General features: G+C 60.3%; 13 protein-coding genes. 5 read left to right on the forward strand and 8 right to left on the reverse strand.

Features of this window, described 5'->3' with window-relative positions; genetic code table 11:
- Positions 1–289 precede the first annotated feature (289 nt).
- The 3 genes from NOM67_RS15450 to NOM67_RS15460 all read left to right on the forward strand — a co-directional run bounded on the left by NOM67_RS15450 (position 290) and on the right by NOM67_RS15460 (position 2,401).
- On the forward strand, positions 290–1,030 hold the full coding sequence (locus tag NOM67_RS15450) for a transporter substrate-binding domain-containing protein (RefSeq protein ID WP_255938452.1): 741 nt from the start codon (positions 290–292) through the stop codon (positions 1,028–1,030).
- A gap of 69 nt (positions 1,031–1,099) precedes the next feature.
- Positions 1,100–1,777: a uracil-DNA glycosylase gene (gene ung, locus NOM67_RS15455; RefSeq protein ID WP_041210707.1), complete on the forward strand. Its 678-nt coding sequence runs from the start codon at positions 1,100–1,102 to the stop codon at positions 1,775–1,777.
- A 72-nt stretch (positions 1,778–1,849) separates the two neighbouring features.
- Positions 1,850–2,401 carry a hemerythrin domain-containing protein gene (locus tag NOM67_RS15460; protein ID WP_255938453.1) on the forward strand — a complete coding sequence of 184 codons (552 nt, stop codon included), beginning with the start codon at positions 1,850–1,852 and terminating at the stop codon, positions 2,399–2,401.
- A gap of 84 nt (positions 2,402–2,485) precedes the next feature.
- On the opposite strand, the gene ygjK is transcribed toward NOM67_RS15460, so the two are convergent.
- The 4 genes from ygjK to NOM67_RS15480 form a co-directional block, all read right to left on the reverse strand.
- Positions 2,486–4,966: an alpha-glucosidase gene (gene ygjK, locus NOM67_RS15465; RefSeq protein ID WP_255938454.1), complete on the reverse strand. Its 2,481-nt coding sequence runs from the start codon at positions 4,964–4,966 to the stop codon at positions 2,486–2,488.
- Between the two features lie 195 nt (positions 4,967–5,161).
- A complete protein-coding gene (locus NOM67_RS15470) occupies positions 5,162–5,962 on the reverse strand; it encodes an AraC family transcriptional regulator (RefSeq protein ID WP_255938455.1) in 801 nt (266 codons plus the stop codon).
- A 10-nt stretch (positions 5,963–5,972) separates the two neighbouring features.
- On the reverse strand, positions 5,973–6,509 hold the full coding sequence (locus tag NOM67_RS15475; protein WP_043852173.1) for a YbhB/YbcL family Raf kinase inhibitor-like protein: 537 nt from the start codon (positions 6,507–6,509) through the stop codon (positions 5,973–5,975).
- Positions 6,510–6,710: 201 nt separating this feature from the next.
- Positions 6,711–7,967 (reverse strand): adenylosuccinate synthetase, encoded by a 1,257-nt coding sequence (locus NOM67_RS15480; protein WP_255938459.1) that lies wholly within the window; start codon positions 7,965–7,967, stop codon positions 6,711–6,713.
- Positions 7,968–8,139: 172 nt separating this feature from the next.
- On the opposite strand from NOM67_RS15480, the gene NOM67_RS15485 reads away from it, so the two are divergent.
- Positions 8,140–9,066 (forward strand): LysR family transcriptional regulator, encoded by a 927-nt coding sequence (locus NOM67_RS15485; protein WP_255938461.1) that lies wholly within the window; start codon positions 8,140–8,142, stop codon positions 9,064–9,066.
- Between the two features lie 73 nt (positions 9,067–9,139).
- On the opposite strand, the gene NOM67_RS15490 is transcribed toward NOM67_RS15485, so the two are convergent.
- Together NOM67_RS15490 and NOM67_RS15495 are read right to left on the reverse strand one after the other, a co-directional pair.
- Positions 9,140–10,462: a TAXI family TRAP transporter solute-binding subunit gene (locus tag NOM67_RS15490; protein WP_255938463.1), complete on the reverse strand. Its 1,323-nt coding sequence runs from the start codon at positions 10,460–10,462 to the stop codon at positions 9,140–9,142.
- 60 nt (positions 10,463–10,522) lie between these two features.
- Positions 10,523–11,668, reverse strand: coding sequence for a MalY/PatB family protein (locus NOM67_RS15495; RefSeq protein WP_255938465.1), 1,146 nt, complete (start codon positions 11,666–11,668; stop codon positions 10,523–10,525).
- 186 nt (positions 11,669–11,854) lie between these two features.
- On the opposite strand from NOM67_RS15495, the gene NOM67_RS15500 reads away from it, so the two are divergent.
- The gene (locus tag NOM67_RS15500; RefSeq protein WP_042030068.1) at positions 11,855–13,027 is read left to right on the forward strand and encodes an MFS transporter; all 1,173 of its coding nucleotides are present in this window, start codon (positions 11,855–11,857) and stop codon (positions 13,025–13,027) included.
- 17 nt (positions 13,028–13,044) lie between these two features.
- On the opposite strand, the gene NOM67_RS15505 is transcribed toward NOM67_RS15500, so the two are convergent.
- Together NOM67_RS15505 and NOM67_RS15510 are read right to left on the reverse strand one after the other, a co-directional pair.
- On the reverse strand, positions 13,045–13,944 hold the full coding sequence (locus tag NOM67_RS15505; RefSeq protein ID WP_104014138.1) for a LysR family transcriptional regulator: 900 nt from the start codon (positions 13,942–13,944) through the stop codon (positions 13,045–13,047).
- A 130-nt stretch (positions 13,945–14,074) separates the two neighbouring features.
- On the reverse strand, positions 14,075–14,830 hold the full coding sequence (locus NOM67_RS15510; RefSeq protein ID WP_156853185.1) for a YciK family oxidoreductase: 756 nt from the start codon (positions 14,828–14,830) through the stop codon (positions 14,075–14,077).
- Positions 14,831–14,872: the final 42 nt, after the last annotated feature.

The following is a 14,872-nucleotide window of genomic DNA, read 5'->3' on the forward strand; positions in this document are numbered from 1 at the left end:
CCCTTGCCTTACACCTTTACTTTGTTGGGGTCATATATACCACGGTGGTAATATTACCAAAATTGATCTAGATCAATAAAAATCGACAAATCGCCATTTCAATGGGATTAAATTCTTGAGTTGAATCAAAAATAGGTCATTTTTCTGATTTTGTAAGATATCCGGATTATGCATCTTTTATCTTTTAAATCTAGTAATTTAACTACACCTTATGGTGTTTGTGGTGCGTATCAGAGAAGGGTGACTCGAGAGAACTACACTTGATGGAAAATAAAGAGGAGAGTCGCGGGTGAAGAGTGGGTGGCAAAAATGGCGCTGGCTGATAGTGGCCTGCTGCCTGGTTGTGGCTGGAATGGGGCGGGCCGAAACAGTCCGGATCGCCGTGGGCGAGTGGCCGCCCTATATCAGCGAGTCTCTGCCCGAGCAGGGGTTCCTCTGTCAGGTGGTGCGCGAAGCCTTTGCCGCCGAGGGGCTTGATGTCAGCTTTCACTTTTACCCCTGGGCTGAAGCTTACAAGCTCACTCTTGCCGGGGATTATGTTGTGACTATGCCCTGGTTTCGTTCTCGCGAACGTGAACAGAGCTTCTATCTCTCCGCATCGCTCGGCCAGTTCACGACCCGTCTTTTTACCTTGTCCGGTTCGCCGGTCGTCAATCTCGCGGGGATCAACCACGAGCCGGTGGGGGTGACCCGCGGCTATTTTTACGGGGATGGTTTTGCCGCCCGTCAATCCGAACTGGCTCTTGAGTGGTCTGATTCTGATCAGGAGAGCCTTGAGAAGCTCGTCGCCGGGCGTATTCGCTATCTGGTGATGGATGAGCAGGTGGCCAAGGCCCTCTTCCAGCAGATGCAATCCCGCCATCCCGGGGCGCTGTCGTTGACCAGCGCGCCCGATCCTATCTGGTCTCAACCCGGTTATCTGCTGATGCGCAAGGCGGATCCCGATGCGCGTCGTCTGATGCTGCTGTTCAATGCGGGTCTGCACAAACTGGAGCGCTCCGGGCGGCTCGCCAGGCTCTGGAAAGTGTGAGTCACGGTTGCGTCTTGCGGGCGGCGCCCCTATCCTGACTCCTTCGCCGTATCAAGTGAGGAGTTCGGGGTGCTGACCTGGAGTGATGTGATTGGCTCTGAAAAAGAGCAGGACTATTTCAAGAGTACGCTGGCGACTGTCAGGGCAGAGCGGGAAGCGGGCAAGGTAATCTATCCCCCTGCGGCCGATGTGTTCAATGCCTTCAAGCTGACCGAGCTGGATCAGATCAAGGTCGTCATCCTGGGACAGGATCCCTACCACGGCCCCAACCAGGCGCATGGTCTCTGCTTCTCCGTCCTGCCCGGCGTGCGTACGCCCCCCTCTCTGGTCAACATCTATAAAGAGATGCAGCGCGACCTGCCAGGTTTCGTCACACCCAACCACGGTTTCCTCGAATCCTGGGCCAAGCAGGGGGTATTGTTGCTCAATACCGTGCTGACGGTGCAGGCCGGTCAGGCTCACTCTCATGCCCATCTGGGTTGGGAGACCTTTACCGACAGGGTTATCGAGCAGATCAATGCCAGCTGCAACGGGGTGGTGTTCCTGTTGTGGGGTTCCCATGCCCAGAAGAAGGGGCGTTTTATCGACCGGCAGCGCCATCATGTGCTGACGGCCCCCCATCCCAGCCCCCTCTCCGCCCATCGCGGTTTCATCGGTTGCGGCCATTTTTCGCAAACCAACCAGCTGCTGGAGCAGCAGGGCAAGAGTCCCATTGAGTGGCAATCTGTCTGCCGCCCACTTGATTGAGTGCAAAGTTCGGGCGACAAATGACCGTATACTCAGGAAAATAACATCTTATTTCAGCGCCAAGGAGTGCCCATGTTATCGAGTCTGCACAAGGATCACCTCAACATCGCCCGACTGCTGGAGCTGCTCAAGCAGAAGCTGGCAGCCATTCATGCCGAGCAGCCCATCAGCTATTTTCTGGTGCGCGACGTCATCGACTATCTGCGGGAGGTTTCAGACAAGTACCACCATCCCAAGGAAGACCTTATCTATGACTACTACCTGAAATACCGGGTGGTAGAGGGGGAGGTTGCCAACCGGTTGCAGGAGGAGCACGTCAAGCTGCTGGAGGCAGGTGGCGAGCTCAAGGAGATGGTGGAGATGATCCTGATGGATGCAGTGATCCCGCTCGACCAGTTCACCGCCAAGCTGGAGCGTTTTGTTGAGCTGCAGGAGGCGCACATGAATTACGAGGAGGGAATCATCTTCCCCCATCTGCGCGATTCTCTGACCGAGGATGACTGGCGTCATCTGGAGCAAAACTGGCAAAACCGTGCCATCGGTGACCCCCTGTTCGGGGCCGAAGTGAGCCAGAACTTCCAGGCTCTGGCCAAGCGGCTCTCTCTGCCGCTCGCCACTTACTGACAGAGGCTCTGCGGCCAGCAATGCCGCCTGTCAGCCAAGCATAAGAAAGGCCTCCCTATGGAGGCCTTTTGCATATGCGCAGCTTTACTCCTGCGGCTTGAGAAAGTTGCGATAGAGCATATAGAGGTGGGCCGAGCTCCAGCTGAAGTTGCTGGCTCCCTGCATAGCACCGCTCTCCGGGTTGTAGTTCTCGCGGATGGGGCCGCTGCCAGCCAGCCCTTCGGCGTTGGCAAACAGCTTGTTGACCAGCATCTGGGCATCGCTGCGATAACCGTAGTTCTCCAGCCCCTTCACCCCGAAGTAGAACTGATCCAGCCATACCCGGCCGCGCCAGTAGATGTTGGGATCATAAGCCGGGTTGGTCAGCGCCGCCGTGCCGAGCGGTACCTTGGTGTTGAATTCCTGAGAATTAAGCATCACTTCGCGTACTCGTGCTGCTTTTTCCCGGTCGGCGACTTCGGCCCAGAGCGGGCTCCACCCCTCGGGGCCGCGGCCGCGGGCGGTCAACAGCTTGCCGACACAGCCGTTGCTGTCGGCTACATCACCAGCAGCGATCTGTCGGTCGTAATAGAAGCCGGAGGCGTCATCAAACATGCAACTGTTAATGTAGCCGGCAAGCTTGGTCGCGCCATCACGGTAGCGGCTGGCCTCATCCGCTTTGCCGAGCAGGTCGGCCATGTCGGCCAGAATGCGTTTCTCCTTGGCGAGGAAGGCGTTTAGCTCTACCGACTCCTGGTCGATGGAGAAGCCGATAAGATCGCCACTGTCCTGATGGTTTTCAAAGAAGAAGACGTTCCAGTCCTTGCGTGCCTTGGCGATATCGCCGCCATAGGTCTTGTCGGCATAGCGTTGCAACTGACCCGGTTCGATAAAACCGAAGCGGGCAGCGTTGTCCATACCTGACTCCCAACCGGCGCCGTGTTGGGCACCGATATCCATATCGCTGTAGCCGCCAACACTCAATACCTGCTGGTAGAGCACCATGCCGGTGCAGCCATACCAGTTATCTCCCTCGTTACTGCAACCTGAGAGTGAGATGCCCCCTGGCACGCCGTTGGCATACTGCACCTTGAAGGTGATATTGCCGTACTCGTCGTTATGTTCGACGTGCTTGGTAGCACCATATTCGATGATGCCGTTGCGGTTGTTGTCACGTGCGCGGTACCACCAGTCGTGATAGGCCTGCAGTTTGGGATACATCTCGGCAATGAATGCCTTGTCCTTGGTGGCGCTGTAGATCTCCCAGATGGCCCAGGCTGAGAGGGGCGGTTTGGTGTCGCGCTCGTTCCAGTTGCCGCCATCGCCACCGCGATCCGATTGCTTGTTGTAGAAGACGGCGTCTATCACCATGCCGGCATCCTGCGGACGAACCGGGTCATTGGCCTGGATCTGGTAGTCATACATGGCGCGTACGTTGTTTTTGGCCACTTCCGGGTTGAAGTGAGCCATGGCGTAGGCGTGCTTCCAGCTGTCCCAAGCCCAGACGCCGTCGAACCAGCGAGCGGTATTGGAAGGGGTCACCCCGTCGTGCAGGATGGCGCCAGCCGGCGAGCGCCAGTTGCCGTTGAGGGTCTCCATCGCCTTGACCGCGATGCGTCGTTCCGATTCCGGGATCCCCTGATTGGAGAGGCCCCTGGCAAGATAGCCTTCCCAGCGGCGGATGGAGTCGGCGAAGTAGGTCGCCGGGTCGGCCAGCAAGGCCTGACGGCTCTGCTGGTGGCGGTTGGCATCCTCAGCGGAGTGGAGGTAACTCTGCAGGGTATAGATATCCTCACTCCCCTTGGCCGCCAGTTGGATGGTGGCTTCGCTCACATAACCCAGCGCCTTTTCGTCGATGGTGGTGCGGCTTGGCAGGGTACGTTCGATGCGGTAGCGAGCACTGCCGCTCTGCATGATGTTCCAGGTACTGCGCAGCTTGCCGAACTGGAACTCGACCCCCTGCTCGTTCTGGCTGATGGTGCGGGTCCAGCCAGGATACTGCTCGGCGATCGTCTTCTTGGCATCCCACTGGTTGAGTAGCTCCCCCTGCCAGTTGAGGTTGAGGGTGAGTGGGGCATCGGTGTGGTTTTGCAGGCGAGTGCGGGTCAGTGCGGTGCGGGCATCGCCGTAGCGCAGCTCCAGCTCCAGTGTGAAGGGCTCGAACTCGAAGCGTTGCACCAACGCACCTGGAATGGCGTACACCTCTTGCTTGCTGGCGCTGGTGAGCGGGAAAGCCCGACCGCTCGCATCGCTCAGGGTGAGCTTGTCCAGCTCGCTTGCGAAGAAGAGGCTGTACTCCTCCGAGATGACCATGGGGCCGGTGAATCCCCCCCACTCCTTGTCGCTGGCTGGCAGCAGGAAGCCGTGCCAGGCGCCCAGATCGAGCAGCGGGTTGTATTTGAGGTTGGAGTAGCTGTCAAAGTCGCGGAATTGGGTCGGTGTTCCCCGGCGGTCGATCACGTCCTTGTACTGGATGGCCTGCTCCGGTTTGGCGACGGTGCTGCTCTCTGTCTGGTTATCGTTGCAGGCAGTCAGTCCGAACAGGGCGGTGCCGAGGGCTACCGAGAGTAAAGTTTTACGAAACATTTCTCGCTCCAATTCCGTTTATGTAGGTTAAGAGGAAGGTTTTTTACGCTTATTTTTAGTGAAAAGGTTTTGGGTAGCCATTGTATGGCAAGGGAAATGGGAGCGTTGGCGCGAGATCACATTCTGAAGAGGTGGCAATGTGAGCATGATCACCTGGTTACATCAGGTTACATAATGGATTTATTTAGTAATGTTTTACTTTGTGTTACCGAGTCGTACGGCAGGGCAGGTTTGCAGGTATTGGTAAGGGGTCAGGCCGAACTCCTGTTTGAAGCGGGCTGCAAAGCGGCTGAGGGAGTCATAACCGCAGGCGATGGCTACCTCTTGCAGGGAGAGTGATTGTTGCAACAGAGTGAGTGCATGGCTCATCCGTACCTGAGCCAGCAGGTGACGGAAGGTGCGCCCTTCGGCTGTCAGTTTGCGAACCAGCGAGGCGCGGCTCATCGAGAAGTGAGGGGCAACAGTTTCCAGCGTGTGATCTGCACCGGGCTCAACACCAAGGTAACGGGCCAGCCGCTCGCCGAGGGTCATGGTGCTGGCGGGAAAGAGCAGATGAAGAGCGCCAGCAGCCCTCAACTCCGCATAGAAGGCCCGCAGCAGCTCGGTCTGGGTCGCCTCACTCAGCCCCCGCTCAGTCATGGTACAGACCATCTCGAAGCAGTAGGCGAGGCTTGTCGTCACCTTTATCGCGGGATTTGCCATCGCCTGAGTGGCGGAGGGCGTATCGGGCAGCCACTCGGCGGGTGGCGGCGTCAGCAGGGTAAGGACATGGGAGCGAAACTTCTCCTGCTCCGGCTGGTTGACGAAGGTGAGCTGGTGACCCGCCGGGATCAGCAGCCAGCTCTCCTTGCCAAACGAGAGACGTCGCTCCTGCCACCAGAGCAGCTTCCTGCCCTGTTTGACCCAGATGATGGTCGGCGCATAGATGAGTACACGGTGCAGCGGCTGCTGGTGGATCCCGAGATAGTGGTGCTGTTGCAGCAGAGGCGTGCTCATCCGGTTGCTCCTAGGGGGTGACGAAAGTGGCGGTCAGGGTGGCTTTGCCGAGGGCCATGCTGTTGAGCATGTAGCCTACCATGGCTGGCGGGGTGTCTGCTTTTACCTCCAGATTCTGGGGCAGGGCCCAGGCGGTGAACTGATAGCGATGCATGCCGTGGCCAGCGGGCGGGCAGGGGCCGCCGTAGCCCTGGCTGCCGAAGTCGGTCTTAAGCTCCAGTCCCTGCTTGAGCTTGCCGGAGGCATCGCTGGCGAGCTCGCTCTGGGTAGCCGGCAGGTTCACCACCAGCCAGTGCCACCAGCCGCTGCCGGTGGGGGCATCGGGGTCATAGGCTGTGATGGCAACGCTTTTGGTGCCGGCCGGCAGATCCTGCCAGCTCAGTTGGGGTGAACGGTTGTCGCCGCTGCAGCCAAAGCCGTTGAAGCTGAAGGCTTTGTCCATCAGCTGGCCTTCGTGGATATCGCTGCTCTTCAGGGTCATGGCAAAGGCTGGCATGGCCGTCAGGCAGAGTAGTGGCAGCAGGGCGCTGTGTTTGAACAATTTCATCGGGTGACTCCTCGTGTGGTAACGGGTTCACTTTAGCGAGGGTGGCGCAGGATGTTGTTGCAGAACGACTCAATGTGCTGTCGATTGCAGAGTTAATTGAGCCTTTTGGTTGTTTTTATGGCGAGAGGGTAAATCGCAGCCATAAAAAAACCGGCATCATGGATGCCGGTTCTTCACTGTGCTGACAGTTGAGCGCGCGGATTAACGCAGGATCATCTCGTCACGGCCCGGGCCGACGGAGACCATCGGAACCGGTACGCCCAGCAGCTCTTCGATACGCAGTACGTACTGCTGGGCTGCTTTGGGCAGCTCTTCGAAGGTGCGGCAGCCGGTGATGTCTTCGCTCCAGCTTTCCATCTGCTCGTAAACCGGCTTCAGGGCAGCGGTTTGCGGCCAAATCGGGTTCTCAGTGTGGGCACCTTCGTAGGCCACGCAGATCTTCAGATCCGGCAGACCGGTCAGGCAGTCCAGCTTGGTCAGGGCGACTTCGGTCGCAGCCTGCAGCTCGACACCGTTCTTGGTGGCAACGGCATCGAAGTAGCCGACGTCACGGGGACGGCCGGTGGTGGCGCCGAATTCGTTGGCGATCTTGCGGAACTCGTCCTGGTTCTCCATGGCGGTCAGCAGGGTGCCGGTGCCGACGGAGGTGCTGAATGCCTTGGCAACAGCGATGACGCGCTCGGGACGCAGGCCCGGCAGACCGCCACCGATGCCGGCATAGGCGCCGGATACGTGGGAGGAGGTCACCCAGGGGTATTCGCCGTAGATCAGGTCACGGCCGGCGCCCAGCTGAGCTTCGAACAGCAGGGTCTTGCCTTCGGCCTGAAGCTCTTTGAGCGGCATGCTGACGTTGCAGACGGAGTCGAGCCAGGGAGCGGACACTTCCAGCAGCCAGTCAGCCATCTCCTGGGCAGTCTGGTTGAATTCGAAGGTCGGATAGAGCGCTTTAAGTTGCGGCAGTTTCCAGTCGAGGAAGAATTGAATGCGCTCGACCAGTACTTCCGGCTGCTTCAGCCAGCCAACCAGGATCGCTTTCTTCATGACGCGATCGCCGTAGGCCGGCGCAATGCCCTGACGGGTGGAACCGTAGGCACCGTCACCCAGACGCTGCTCTTCCAGGGTATCTTCCATGGCGTGCAGCGGCAGGCAGAGGGTAGCGCGGTCAGAGATGGCCAGCTTGGGAACGACACCGGAGGCTTTCACTTCGTCTAGTTCGACGGTGAGCTTCTCGGGGCTGATCACCATGCCCGGGCCCAGCACGACCAGGCAGTTCGGGTTGAAGACACCGCTCGGAACCTGGTGCAGCTTGAAGGTGCCAAGGTCGTTGACGACGGTATGGCCGGCGTTGTTGCCGCCCTGGAAGCGAATGCTGGCGCCAGCTTGGCCTGCCAGATAATCCACGATGCGGCCTTTGCCTTCATCACCCCAGTTGGCACCTACGACTACGATAGACGACATGACTCTTTCTCCTAAGACGTTAGGCGTTCATCCTAGGAGCCTGCTGCGGATTAGAAAAATTAATTATCTTTATAGTTCCGATAATAAAACCATATAATGATGGCCAATTTATCGGCATGTGGCCGCAAGATCGCCGCGCAGAGCCCAATGAACAGTGAGTTGAGGGAGTCTTATGCTGGACATCCACTGGCTGCAAACCTTCGTCACCCTGGCCCGGTTGCAGCACTTTGGCCAGACCGCCACCGAACTGCACATGACCCAGCCCAACGTGAGTCTGCATATCAAGCGGTTGGAACAGGCGACCCGGGTGCGGCTTATCGAGCGCAGCCCTTTTCGTCTGACTCAGGCTGGCGAGCGGCTGTTGCAAAGCGCCGAGCGGGCCATCGCCGAACTCCAGCTTTGCCAATCCGATCTCAATGCCCTCAACCAGTTGAGTCAGGGGACGCTGGCCATCGCCGCCAGCGACATCATCTCGCGCCTGTTGCTCATTCAGCCGTTTCAGCGCTTCAAGCGGGAGTTTCCCGGCATCGACCTCACCCTCTTCAACACCACCTCGGATCAGGCGGCGGAGCTGGTCAAAAGCGGCAAGGCGGATCTGGGGTTTGTGATGGCGCAAAAGCGCAGTGAACCGCTCTTCTACACCGAACTGCAGCAGGTGACATGGTGCGCGCTGGGCCACGGTCTCGCCCGTTGGCAGGCGCGGGCCAGAGCGGGGGAGAGCGATCCCCTCGATGAGCCGACCCTGATCCTGCTTGGTCATGACACCCGTACCAGGGCCCTTATTGATCCCTCCTTACCGCTGCTGGCGCTGCCACCATGCCGCATCATGGAGGTGGGTAGCGTGGATGCCCAGCTGGACTGGGCCGAAGCCGGGTTTGGCGTCGCCATCGTGCCCGACTTCTCCTTGCATCCTCGCCTCAACCTGACCGCACCGGTTGCCAGCCTGACCGATTTCCCGGGTACCAGCCTGGGTTATGTGGTGCGCCAGAATCAGGTGCTGTCGCGCGCCATCAAGCAACTGCTTGTCTGGGTGGAGGAGGAGATCCACAAACCCAACCCCTATCTGGCTGGGACAGATAAACAACCCGAGCTGAGATAGGGAAGAAACCGAGATAAGCAAAAAGAGCAGCCAAGGCTGCTCTTTTTGCTTGATATACCCGCCCGGCGTCGCTTTATTGCGTCGCGGCAGCGCTGCTGGTGGCAACGGCGCTGCTGCTGGTCGCTACAGGCTCGGTTGCTGGTGTGGTCTCTACTGCCGCACTGGCGGCAGGTTGGGTCGCTTCACTGGCTTGAATGGCTGGTGCCGCCACTTCCTCGCTTGTCGGTACCGCGTCAGAGGGGGCAGCCGCAGGTGCCGCTGCGGAAGTGGCAGGTTCGAGCTGGGTCGGTTGTGGCTCGGAGGCTGGCTGCGTCACGACCGCCGCGCTGCTGGTGGTCGGTTCAGCGCTGGAGACAGCACCGGAAGCCACGTCAGAGGCGACCCCTGTCGAGATGGCTGCACTGGTGGCTGCAGAGGGCGCTTCCCCCTCTGTCAGCTGCTCGGGGGCGAGCGGCAGCGGTTCGGGCACGTCATCCGACATGCCCGGGTGCAGCGGCAGCTCGGTCTGCGCCTGCAGCTGTTCCGGCGTCACGGTACTCAGGGCCGGGTGGAGGCGGCTGAACTGCCTGACCCGCGCCAGCAGGGTGTCGCGCACAGTGCGAACGATGGGATCCGGCAGGCTGGCCAGCGCCACCAGCTCGGCGCTCATCCCGATATTGTTGATGGCAGTGAGCTGTCCCGGATAGAGGTTGGCGGCGATCTGGCTGCGCTGGTAGTAGGGATGCTGCTTAAGCAGTTTGTCGATCTGGTCCCCTTCGATAGGGATGAGGCGTACCTGGCAGCGGCTAATCAGATCGCCGATCGCCTGGCTCGGGTGGCCCACCACCACGAAGGCTGCGTCCAGAGTGCCGTCACAGAGTCCCTCCAGCGGGGTTTGCGGTGATTTGAGCTTGTAGGCGGCAAACTGCTTGGGATGCCACCCCATGGCGCCCATCAGGGCCTGACTGGTCACCATGTCGCCGGCCCCGGCATTGCCCGGGTAGACCCGCTTGCCCTCGATATCGGCCAAGGTGGTGATATTGCTGTTGGCACTGGCCAGCAGGGTCAGCGACTCCTGATAGAGGCGAAACAGGCTGCGCAGCTTGTGATTGGCTCCCTGTCCGCTGAAGGGGCCGGTGCCATGGAGTGCATGGTGGAGCACGTCGGACTGCACCAGTGCCAGCTGCACTTCTCCCTTGTTCAGCGCCTTGAGATTGGCCAGAGAGCCGCGGGTGCTCTGCACCGTACAGCTGTCGCCATGCAGGGCGTGATCGACATTGAGCACCCGGCAGATGGCGCCTCCCGTGGGGTAGTAGACGCCATTGAGGGGGCCCGTGCCGATGGTCAGCGCCTGACTGCCGAAGGGGAGCAGGATGCCGAGTAAGAGCAGGATGTGATGCAAAATCCGTGGGTACATAGTTAACCGCTGGCTGGTGGTGCAGGAAAAGGGGACGGGCACTGCCCGTCCTGTCAGTTGTTACTGTTTGCCGTGGCTCAGGATAGCCTGTTCCATCCGCGCCAGAGCCTCGACCAGACGCGCTTTGGTGCAGCCGAAGTTGAGGCGCACGAACTGGCCATTGCCAAACTGGGCACCCGGCGAGAGACCGACCCCTGCCTGTTCAAAGAAGGCGACGGGATCGTCCAGCCCGAGCGCGCTCACATCGAGCCAGGCCAGATACGTCGCCTGATGGCTGGCCAGCTCGACACCGGGCCAGCGGGCGACGGCCTGCTGGATCAGGGCCAGATTGGCCGCCAGATAGTCGAGTTGTTCGCAGAGCCACTGCTCGCCGCCCTCATAGGCCGCTTCAGCCGCCACAAAGCCAAGCAGGTTGACGTCGGCGCTGATGCCGCGCATCGCCTGTTGCAAACGGAAGCGCAGACGGGCATTGGGTACCACGGCAAAGGAGCAGCAGAGGCCGGCGATGTTGAAGGTTTTGCTCGGGGCCATCATCACGGCGCAGCGCTCGGCAGCCTCCTGGCTGATGGCGCCGTAGGGGATGTGGCGGGCCGACTTGTCCAGCAGCAGGTCGCAGTGGATCTCGTCTGAGCAGATCACCAGATTGTGGCGCTCGGCGATGGCGTCGATGGCCAGCAGCTCCTCGCGGGTAAAGACGGTGCCGCCCGGGTTGTGGGGGTTGCAGAGCAGCAGCAGGTCGGCCGAGGGGGCTTGGCGCTCCAGTTCCACAAGATCCAGCACCCAGCGACCGGCCTCTTCCACCATGGGGACGGTGAGCAGGGGACGGTCGTTGAAGCCCGGCGCCTGCAGGAAGGGGTAGTAGACCGGCTTGGGGGTGATGATGCCGCGGCCATGCTGGCTCCACGCCTTGCAGGCAAGGTTGAGCCCCGGTACCACGCCGGGCAGGAAGACCAGCCACTCCGGCTGGATGGCCCAGCCATAGCGGGTGGCCAGCCGTTCGATGATGAGTTCGATCAGGCGGGGGGAGGGGCGAGAGTAGCCGAAAATGCCGTGGGCAACCCGTTGGGTGAGCGCCTCGATCACGGATGGCGGAGAGACAAAGTCGGTGTCGGCAACCCACATGGGCAGCACATCCTGACCCTTGTACTTGTCCCACTTCAGACTCATGGTGCCACTGCGGTCAACTTCCCGATCAAAATCAAACATGCGAACTCCTTGTGCTGGCCAGATGGGCTTTCACTCTACGGGGTCGCGGCCCGCCCCGCAAGCGACAACCCCGGGGTGAGCAGCCTTGAGCCGGCTCTTGATAATGACATAAGATAAGTGCGGTTTTTTCATGCGGTTGCTGCGCTGACCTTCCGTATTTTCTGCTTCGCGACGAATGGTAATCCTATGGCCTTGCTGACGGCGGTAACAAGACGCCCCGATCCCGTATCCCTCTCCTTTCTTGCTGTCACCTTCATGACCGGTGTGGCGGTAGCGCTTCAGGTGCCAACCTTGAGCCTCTTTCTTGCTCAAGAGGTTCAGGTGCGCCCCTTTCTGGTGGGCTTCTTTTACACCATCAATGCCGTGGTCGGTATTCTGATCAGCCAGTGGCTGGGCCATCGCTCCGACAACCGAGGGGATCGCAAGCGCCTGATCCTGCGCTGCTGTTTTGCCGGCATCGCCCTCTCCCTGCTGTTTGCCTGGAACCGCAACTACTGGCTGCTGGTGAGTCTGGGGGTATTGCTGGCCAGTCTGGCGGCCACGGCCAGCCCCCAGCTGTTTGCACTGGCGCGGGAGTACTCCGACAGCCGCAACAAACGGGCTGACATGTTCAGCTCGGTGATGCGCGCCCAGTTCTCGCTGGCCTGGGTCATCGGTCCGCCCATCGCCTTTGCGCTGGCCATCGGCTACGGCTTCGAGGTGATGTATCTCGCCTCTGCGGTTGCCTATCTGCTCTGTACCCTGGTGGTCTGGCGCTGGCTCCCCTCTCTGCCGTTGCCCAAGATGGCCGAAGAGAGCGAGCGGGTCAGCAGCTGGCGGGATCCTTCGGTGCGGGCGCTGTTTATCGCGTCCACCCTGATGTGGACCTGCAATAGCATGTACCTCATCAATATGCCGCTCTACATCACTCGCGAGTTGGGAATGGACGAGAAGCTGGCCGGGGTGCTGATGGGGACGGCTGCGGCCCTCGAGATCCCCTTCATGCTGCTGGCGGGTTACTACACGGCGCGGTTTGGCAAGCGGCCCATGATGCTGCTGGCGGTGCTGGCCGGCGTCATCTTCTATGGCGGGCTGGTGAGCTTCACCAGCCACTATGCGCTGATCGCGCTGCAGCTCTTCAACGCCATCTTCATCGGTATCGTTGCGGGGATCGGCATGTCCTATTTTCAGGATCTGATGCCGGGTCGGGCAGGGGTTGCCACCACGCTCTTCTCGAACAGCATCCGCACCGGCTCGATCATGGCGGGGGCCATTGCCGGCATAGTGGCGGAGGTGTGGAGCTTTCACGGTGTCTTTATGGTGGCACTGGTGCTGGCCATGGTGGCGCTGGCCGCCTGCTGGCGGGTGCCCAACGTCTAGGAGAAAAGGGTAGCGGCTTATTTACCCTGTGCGGAGAGGCTCTGCTCGCCCTGATACTCGTTGCGCAGGCAGCGCAGCAGCAGCTCGGTGGCGGGGCCAAGTGATTCGGGAGAGAGAGTAAGCAGGTAGGTGTAGAGGTGGCGTTCGTTGCCGCTCTCCAGATCGAGCTGCACCAGCGCGCCGGAGGCCAGCTCTGCTTCCACCAGATGGCGTGGCAACCAGGCGTAGCCAAGCCCCTGCAGGATCATGCTGATCACCTCGTGATAGTGCGTCGCCTTCCAGCCGGTATCATCCGCGTCGTTCCAGTCCACCGAGCGGTGAATGGGGGGATGAAGGCTGATCTGGTTGTGGCTGGTGAGGTCATCGAGGCTGATGGGCCCCTCCAGCTGGGCCAGCGGGTGGCTGGCGGCGCAGAGTGGACGCAGGCACACCTCGTCCAGCACCAACCCGGTGCGATCCCCCGGCAGATGTTCCGAGAGCATCAGATCCCCTGGCTGCAACGCGTTGAAATGGCAGTGAATTCGCTCGTGCAGATTGACCCGGCAGCCACGGCTGCGGGGGTAGAAGTGGGCCAGCGCACGGTAGAGGCGCTCCCTCGGCTGTAGCGCCGAGACATAGAGGTTGATCTGCGGCTCCCACTGCCGTTCCAGGTTATTGGCCAGATTCTCCAGCTCCTCCACTTGCTGGCTCAACTGGCGTGCCCGCTTGAGGAAGATCTCCCCCGCCGGGGTCAGCACCGCCTTGCGGCCACGCACCTCCAGCAGGGGTACCCCCAGACTCTGCTGCAACTTCGCAACCGCATGGTTGAGGGAGGACTGGCTCTTGTTCAGCGCCTCGGCCGCCTGGGCGTAGCCGCCACAGTCGACCACTGCCTGAAAGATCCGCCATTGCTCAAACGTGCTTTTGGGACGAAACATAGTTCAACCTGATTGGAGAGGGTGGAGTCAGGGAGATGCAGGGAGCCGAGGCTCCCTATTCAATTTAACCCCTGTCTCGCAATAACCCGGTTATTTTGTTGATTTATTTGGGCTGCGCCGCTTTCCTGGCTTATTTGGGCTGCGCCACAAAGGTCTGGCCGGTTTTGCCCCGGCTGTCGCTTCCCATCAGATAGAGGTAGAGCGGCATCAGGTCGGCCGGAGTCTTGAGGTGCATCGGATCTTCCGCCGGGAAGGCGCTGGCCCGCATCTTGGTCCGGGTGCCACCCGGGTTGAGGGTATTGACCCGCACGCCGGTGTTTTCCAGCTCGTCCGCCAGCACTTCCATCATCCCCTCGATGGCAAATTTGGAGATGGCGTAAGTGCCCCAGTAAGCCCGTCCTTTGCGGCCCACACTGGAGGAGGTGTAGACGATGGAGGCATCGCCGTGCTCTTTGGCGCTCTGGCGAACCAGCGGCAGCAGCGCCTGGGTCAGCAGAAATTCCGATTTGACGTTGACCTGCATCACCTCGTCCCACTCCTTCTCCTGAATGTGCTCGAAGGGGGAGAGGGTGCCGAGCAGTCCGGCATTGAACAGAATGCCGTCGAGGCGGCCAAACTGGCGGGTGAAGGTGGTGGCCAGCCCACGATAATCGGCGGCGGTTGCGGTTTTCAGATCGAGCGGGACGATGGCGGGCAGCGGGTGACCGGCAGCCTCAATCTGGTCATAGACGGCTTCAAGTTTGGCGCTGGTGCGGCCGAGCAGGATCACGGTAGCGCCGTGGGCGGCATAGGTGAGGGCGGCTTCGCGGCCGATCCCGTCTCCGGCACCGGTGACCAGAATGACCTTCTCCCTGAGCAGATCGCGGGGGGCCTGATAATCGAGCATGGCAACTCCTGTTAACAAATTCCGGCCATAAGTGCATGGCAA

It is taken from the genome of Aeromonas sp. SG16, from assembly GCF_024436135.1.
Taxonomy (GTDB): Bacteria; Pseudomonadota; Gammaproteobacteria; order Enterobacterales; family Aeromonadaceae; genus Aeromonas; species Aeromonas jandaei.

Excerpts from the sequence above, each read along its gene's own strand:
- NOM67_RS15460 (WP_255938453.1), top strand. The coding sequence starts at position 1,850 with ATGTTATCGAGTCTGCACAAGGATCACCTCAACATCGCCCGACTGCTG.
- ygjK (WP_255938454.1), bottom strand. The coding sequence starts at position 4,966 with ATGTTTCGTAAAACTTTACTCTCGGTAGCCCTCGGCACCGCCCTGTTC.
- NOM67_RS15470 (WP_255938455.1), bottom strand. The coding sequence starts at position 5,962 with ATGAGCACGCCTCTGCTGCAACAGCACCACTATCTCGGGATCCACCAG.
- NOM67_RS15475 (WP_043852173.1), bottom strand. The coding sequence starts at position 6,509 with ATGAAATTGTTCAAACACAGCGCCCTGCTGCCACTACTCTGCCTGACG.
- NOM67_RS15480 (WP_255938459.1), bottom strand. The coding sequence starts at position 7,967 with ATGTCGTCTATCGTAGTCGTAGGTGCCAACTGGGGTGATGAAGGCAAA.
- NOM67_RS15485 (WP_255938461.1), top strand. The coding sequence starts at position 8,140 with ATGCTGGACATCCACTGGCTGCAAACCTTCGTCACCCTGGCCCGGTTG.
- NOM67_RS15490 (WP_255938463.1), bottom strand. The coding sequence starts at position 10,462 with ATGTACCCACGGATTTTGCATCACATCCTGCTCTTACTCGGCATCCTG.
- NOM67_RS15495 (WP_255938465.1), bottom strand. The coding sequence starts at position 11,668 with ATGTTTGATTTTGATCGGGAAGTTGACCGCAGTGGCACCATGAGTCTG.
- NOM67_RS15500 (WP_042030068.1), top strand. The coding sequence starts at position 11,855 with ATGGCCTTGCTGACGGCGGTAACAAGACGCCCCGATCCCGTATCCCTC.
- NOM67_RS15505 (WP_104014138.1), bottom strand. The coding sequence starts at position 13,944 with ATGTTTCGTCCCAAAAGCACGTTTGAGCAATGGCGGATCTTTCAGGCA.
- NOM67_RS15510 (WP_156853185.1), bottom strand. The coding sequence starts at position 14,830 with ATGCTCGATTATCAGGCCCCCCGCGATCTGCTCAGGGAGAAGGTCATT.